Raw genomic sequence first — 6,105 nt, forward strand, 5'->3', positions numbered from 1 at the left:
CATGTTTCACGTGAAACGCCAGGAGAAATAAAAAAACCGGCCGGGGAGAGTCCCGGCCGGCTGTCGCGCAGGGGTGTAGCTTATTGCTGTAGCAGGGCGATGTCCGCCACCTCGAGGAACAGCGCCTGGAGAGCGGCCAGTAGCGCCAAGCGATTGCGCCGGATGGCATCTTCGTCAGCCATGACCATGACCTCATCGAAGAAAGTATCCACCGGGGCGCGCAGCCCTGCCAGAAAGTCCAGCGCTTCGCGATAGCGACCCTCGGCGAACAGCGGCATGACACGCTCGCGGCTGGATGAGACGGCATCGTTCAGCGCCTGCTCGGCGGGTTCCAGCAGCAACGTACGGTCGATCTGGCCACCGGCATCGTCGGCCTGCTTGGCTAGGATATTGGAGACCCGCTTGTTAGCCGCCGCCAAGGCAAGGGCCTCCTCGCGCTGAGTGAATGCGTGTACCGCACGCAAGCGACGGGCGAAGTCGAGAGGTTTGGTTACCGGCCGGGCGCGTACCGCGATATACACCTCGGCCGTGATGCCTTCTTCCTGACCCCAGGCGCGGAAGCGGTCGAGCATGTAGCCGAGGACTTCCTCGACCAAGCTCTCGGCGTAGGGCAGCTCCTGATGCTGTGCGGCGGCCAGTTCGAGCAGTTCGCGAAGGTCAAGGTCCAGCTCGCCCTTGATCATGATATTGAGCACGCCAATGGCGGCGCGACGCAGGGCGAAGGGGTCCCTGGTGCCGCTGGGCCGCTGGCCGATGCCGAAGATACCGGTGAGGGTATCGAGACGGTCGGCTAGCGCCAGGGCCTGGCCGGTGCGGCACGCAGGAATCTCATCGCCGGCGAAACGAGGCAGATACTGCTCTTCCAGTGCCTGCGCCACTTCAGTGGGTTCGCCGTCGTGGGTGGCGTAGTAGCGTCCCATGATGCCCTGTAGTTCGGGAAACTCGAGCACCATCTCGGTGACCAGATCGCACTTGGCCAGCTCGGCCGCACGACGTGCCTGGGCCACATCACAGCCGATGCGACCGGCAATGAACGCGGCCACAGCGGCACTGCGATGCGCCTTGTCGGCCAGGGTACCCAACTGCTGCTGGAACACCACGCTGGCGAGCCCGGGTATGCGCGCCGACAGTGGCTGCTTGCGGTCGGTGTCGTAAAAGAAAGCGGCGTCGGCGAGGCGTGGGCGAATGACCTTCTCATTACCCTCGATGACCCGTTGCGGATCCTGGCTGTCGATGTTCGCGATGGTAATGAACTGCGGCTTGAGTCGCCCCTGCGCATCGAGCAGATGGAAGTACTTCTGGTTGGCCTTCATCGATGAGATCAGGCATTCCGCCGGCACTTCGAGAAAACGTTCGTCGAAGCTGCCGGCCAATGCCACCGGCCACTCGACCAGGCCGCTGACTTCGATGAGCAACGCTTCGTCGATGACCGCCTGGGCTTCCTGCACCTCGGCCTCGGCCAGTACCTGTTCGCGGATTCGCTCGCGGCGGCGCTCACGATCGGCCAGTACCCAGGCCTGCTCAAGGGCGGAGAGATAGTCGTCGGCATGCACCAACTCGATGGGCTCTGGGGCATGGAAGCGGTGTCCGCGGGTGGTGCGACCAGAAGTCAGCCCCAGCGATTGGGCGTCGACCACCTCGTTGCCGTAGAGCATTACCAGCCAGTGAACGGGGCGCGAGAACTCGATTCGGGACGCGCCCCAACGCATGTTCTTGGGCACCGGCAAGGCTGCGATGGCACGGTCGACGATGTCCGGCAGCAACCGGGTCGTCGTCTCGCCTTGCTGTTGCTCGCGGTAGCCGAGCCATGTGCCCTTGTCGGTTTCCAGATGGATCAGGTCTGCCACGCTGACGCCACAGGAGCGCGCGAAGCCTTCGGCGGCCTTGGTCGGCTGACCGTCCTTGAAGGCGGCGGCGAGTGCCGGGCCGCGACGTTCCACCTCGCGGTCGGGCTGCTTATCGGCCAGTTCGGCCACTTGCACGGCCAGGCGGCGCGGCGTGGCATAGGCGCGAACGTCGCCGAAGCTGACCTCGGCCTCGGTGAGCCCCCGGCGAATGCCATCGGCGAGCGCATCCGAGAGCGAATCGATAGCGCCCGGCGGTAGCTCCTCGACGCCCAGCTCGATCAGAAAGGTATTGGCAGCCATCATGCGTCTCCCTGTTCGGCGTTCATGTCCTGGGCCAGCAGTTCCTGACGCAGCGCCTCGGGGGCCAGCGGGAAGCCGGCAGCCTTGCGCGAGGCATAGTAGGCGTGGGCCACGTCGCGAGCCATGGTGCGTACGCGCAGGATGAAGCGCTGACGCTCGGTCACCGAGATGGCATGGCGGGCATCCAGCAGATTGAAGGTATGCGAGGCCTTGAGCACCTGCTCATAGGCGGGCAGTGGCAGGTTGGCCTCGAGCAGCTTGGTGCACTCTCGCTCCTGATGATCAAAAGCCTTGAACAGGGCCGGCACATCGGCATGCTCGAAGTTGTAGGCCGACTGTTCACGCTCGTTCTGCAGGTAGACGTCGCCATAGGTGACCTTGGAGCCGTCCGGTGCGATGGTCCAGACCAGATCGTAGACGCTGTCGACGTTCTGCAGGTACATGGCGATACGCTCGAGGCCATAGGTCAGCTCGCCGGTGACCGGATAGCACTCCAGCCCACCGGCCTGCTGGAAATAGGTGAACTGGGTCACTTCCATGCCGTTGAGCCAGACTTCCCAGCCGAGCCCCCAGGCGCCGAGGGTCGGCGACTCCCAGTTGTCCTCGACGAAGCGAATGTCATGCACCAGCGGGTCGAGCCCGAGACGAGCGAGCGAGCCCAGGAAGCGCTCCTGCAGGTCGGCAGGGGAGGGCTTCATCACCACCTGGAACTGGTAATAGTGCTGCAGGCGGTTGGGGTTCTCGCCGTAGCGGCCGTCGGTGGGGCGCCGGGAAGGCTGCACGTAGGCGGCGTTCCAGGTTTCCGGGCCGATGGAGCGCAGGAAGGTGGCGGGGTGGAAGGTGCCGGCCCCGACCTCCATGTCCAGTGGCTGAAGCACCACGCAGCCTTGTTCGGCCCAGTACTGCTGCAGGGAGAGTATCAGGCCCTGGAAAGTGGTCGCGTCTGGCGTCGACCCTGGAGCCGAGGTCGACGAGGGTGTCGAGAGCGTCTGCGACGGGTTTGGCGAGGGAGTCATTGCGGAAGCACCGTTGGCCATGAATTCACAAGGCGTCAAGTATACAATCACAGGCACATCGGTTATAGGCGCAGCGGCTGCGCCCCAGTGAGGTTCACAATGATCGTAGTGACAGGTGGCGCCGGCTTCATCGGCTCGAATCTGGTCAAGGCCCTCAACGCGCGCGGGCACAATGACGTTCTGGTGGTCGACGACCTGCGCGACGGTACCAAGTTCGTCAACCTGGCGGACTGCACCCTGGGCGATTATCTCGACAAGGACGACTTCCGCGCGCGCATCGAAGCGGCACTGCGTGGCGAGTCCTCTCGCCTGCCGCCGATCGAGGCGATCTTCCATGAAGGCGCCTGCTCGGATACTACCGAGTGGGATGGGCGCTTCATGCTCGACAATAACTTCGAGTACTCCAAGGTGCTGCTGCACTTCTGCCAGCAGCAGGGCATTCCCTTCCTCTACGCTTCCTCGGCGGCCACCTACGGTGGTAGCCAGGTATTTCGCGAAGAGCCCGAATACGAGAAGCCGCTCAATGTCTACGGCTATTCCAAGCTGCTGTTCGACCAGTACGTGCGCCAGCACTGGAACGAACTGACCAGCCAGGTGGTGGGCTTTCGCTACTTCAACGTCTACGGACCGCGCGAACAGCACAAGGGCAAGATGGCAAGCGTGGCCTACCATAACCATACCCAGATCAGCGCAGGGCAGGACCTCCGGCTGTTCGGTGCCTGGGACGGCTATGAGGCCGGCATGCAGAGCCGCGATTTCGTCTACGTCGGCGACGTGGTGGACGTCAATCTGTGGTTCCTCGATAACCCCGGCAAGTCAGGCATCTTCAACCTCGGCTCGGGGCGTGCAGAGCCGTTCAAAGCCATCGGCGAGGCGGTGATTGCCCACCATGGCCGAGGGCGTATCGAGTACATCGATTTTCCCGACGAGCTCAAGGGGCGCTACCAGAGCTATACCCGGGCCGACATCACGCGGTTGCGCGAGGCTGGCTACGACCGCGAGTTCCGCACCGTGGCCGAGGGCGTAGAGGCCTACCTGGAGTGGCTGGACGGGGCCAAGGGATGAGCCAGGCGGCCACGCCGGAGTCTCGTATTCTAGTAGTCGGCCCGTCCTGGGTCGGCGACATGGTCATGGCCCAGAGCCTGTTCAAGACCCTCAAGCAGCGCCAGCCGGAGAGCCATCTCGGCGTGGTGGCGCCGGGCTGGTCGCAGCCAATTCTCGAGCGCATGCAGGAGGTCGACGAGGTGGCGACCCTGGACGTCGGCCACGGTGAGTTTGGCTGGGCGACCCGGCGCACCCTGGCGAAACAGCTGCGCGGTCGCTTCGACAGGGCTATCGTGCTGCCGCGCTCGTGGAAGTCGGCGCTGGTGCCGTTCCTGGCGCGCATTCCCCACCGAGTGGGTTTTACCGGCGAGCAGCGCTATGGGCTGCTCAACGAGCGGCGCGAGCTCGACAAGGCGCGGCTCGACCAGACCGTCAAGCGCTTTGTGGCGCTGGGGCTATCGGCCGAAGAGATCCGGCGCGGCGATTTCGCCATCCCTCGGCCACGGTTGCGTATCGACTCTGCCAACCTGGCCGCACTGCACGAAAGACTGGGATTGGGGAGGCAGCCAGCCGTTGGCATGATGCCCGGCGCGGAGTACGGCCCAGCCAAGCAGTGGCCGCTGGGACACTTTCGCGAGCTTGCCGGGCGCTTGACCGCCGAGGGCTTCGAGGTGCGCGTGCTGGGCGGCCCCAAGGACGCCGCTGCGGGGGAGGCGATCGCCGAGGGTCAGGCACAGGTGCACAACCTGTGTGGCCAGACCCGCCTGGCAGATGCAGTGGACCTGCTCGCCGATTGTCAGCAGGTGGTCACCAACGATTCGGGCCTTATGCATGTGGCCGCCGCGGTAGGGACTCGGGTGCAGGCCCTCTACGGTTCGTCGTCGCCGGCCTATACGCCGCCACTGACCGACAGCGCCGAGATTCACTACCTGGGTCTATCCTGCTCGCCCTGCTTCGAACGCAACTGCCCGTTGGGCCACACCAATTGCCTGGTGCAGCTTTCGCCCCAGCGCGTACTCGCCGCCTTGCTGGCGACGCCCACTGGGGTGATCGCACGCAACTGAGCAGCCGACGGCGGGTATCTACTGCACCGCGGCAGGTTCCTCGCCGGTGGCATCCTCGGGCGTTTCCACGACCTGCTCCTGGGGCTCCTCCGGCTCCAGCTCCTGGCTAGGCGGTGCCAGCCCCTCCCAGAGGCGTTCCTGCAGCGCGATCTCCTCGCGCATGCGGGCGTTGAAGAACTCCTCGCCATGCTCCTCGAGCAGGGTCGGCTCGTCCGAAAGCAGCGAAACCCCGAGACCGGCGCGATGCCAATCGATGGTGAAGCCCATTGCCTCGAGAATGGTGGGAAAGACATCCACCATGGAAGCTTCGCGCCTCTGTCGGCCCTGGGGGATACCGGGCCCCAACAGGATAAAGGTATTGTCGCGTTCGCCTTCGATCAGTTGCTCCCATGCTGACACGCGCATGGTCAAATGATCGCTGGCAACGATCACGACAGTGTTGTCGAGCAAGCCCTCGGCCTCGGCCTGGGCGAGGAAATCCCGGGCCAGCCAGGCCGAGCATTCCACAGAGAATAGGATGTCGTTGCCGTCGAACTCCCCCTGGCGGTCGAGGCAAGCCTGGGCGGGATAGCCATAAGGCGCATGGCCTGATAGGGATAGATTGACCAGGCCCCAGGGGCCCCCTTCAGCATTCAGGCGGCGAAGCTCCTCCAGGCTGAACTCGAAGAGCGAGTCGTCATAAAGCCCCCAATTGTTGACGTACTCGGGGTCGTCGAGCAGGGGCTGTAGCTCCTCACGACCCAGTACGGTGTCGAAGCCGTGCCCCTCGTAGAACAGCCCCTTGCCGGCGAAGTTGACGCTGGCGCCGCCCATATAGGTGAGCTGGTAGCCCTG

General features: G+C 64.4%; 5 protein-coding genes. 2 read left to right on the forward strand and 3 right to left on the reverse strand.

Features of this window, described 5'->3' with window-relative positions:
- Window positions 1–80 precede the first annotated feature (80 nt).
- Both glyS and glyQ read right to left on the reverse strand, forming a co-directional pair.
- Window positions 81–2,147, reverse strand: a complete 2,067-nt coding sequence (glyS, locus tag HBJ55_RS08465; RefSeq protein ID WP_167113003.1) for a glycine--tRNA ligase subunit beta — start codon at window positions 2,145–2,147, stop codon at window positions 81–83.
- On the reverse strand, window positions 2,147–3,163 hold the full coding sequence (gene glyQ, locus HBJ55_RS08470; RefSeq protein ID WP_240936028.1) for a glycine--tRNA ligase subunit alpha: 1,017 nt from the start codon (window positions 3,161–3,163) through the stop codon (window positions 2,147–2,149). Before glyQ ends, glyS begins: the two co-directional genes overlap by 1 nt.
- 99 nt (window positions 3,164–3,262) lie before the next feature.
- Between glyQ and rfaD the strand changes: the two genes are divergently transcribed.
- Both rfaD and waaF read left to right on the forward strand, forming a co-directional pair.
- Window positions 3,263–4,228 (forward strand): ADP-glyceromanno-heptose 6-epimerase, encoded by a 966-nt coding sequence (rfaD, locus tag HBJ55_RS08475; protein WP_167113005.1) that lies wholly within the window; start codon window positions 3,263–3,265, stop codon window positions 4,226–4,228.
- Entirely contained in the window at window positions 4,225–5,271 is a 1,047-nt protein-coding gene (waaF, locus tag HBJ55_RS08480) for a lipopolysaccharide heptosyltransferase II (RefSeq protein ID WP_167113007.1), read from the forward strand. Before rfaD ends, waaF begins: the two co-directional genes overlap by 4 nt.
- A gap of 18 nt (window positions 5,272–5,289) precedes the next feature.
- Here waaF and HBJ55_RS08485 read toward each other — a convergent pair.
- Window positions 5,290–6,105: LTA synthase family protein (locus tag HBJ55_RS08485; RefSeq protein ID WP_167113009.1), on the reverse strand; the 816-nt coding region annotated here is incomplete at its 5' end.

This window comes from Billgrantia bachuensis (genome assembly GCF_011742165.1).
Lineage (GTDB): Bacteria > Pseudomonadota > Gammaproteobacteria > Pseudomonadales > Halomonadaceae > Halomonas > Halomonas bachuensis.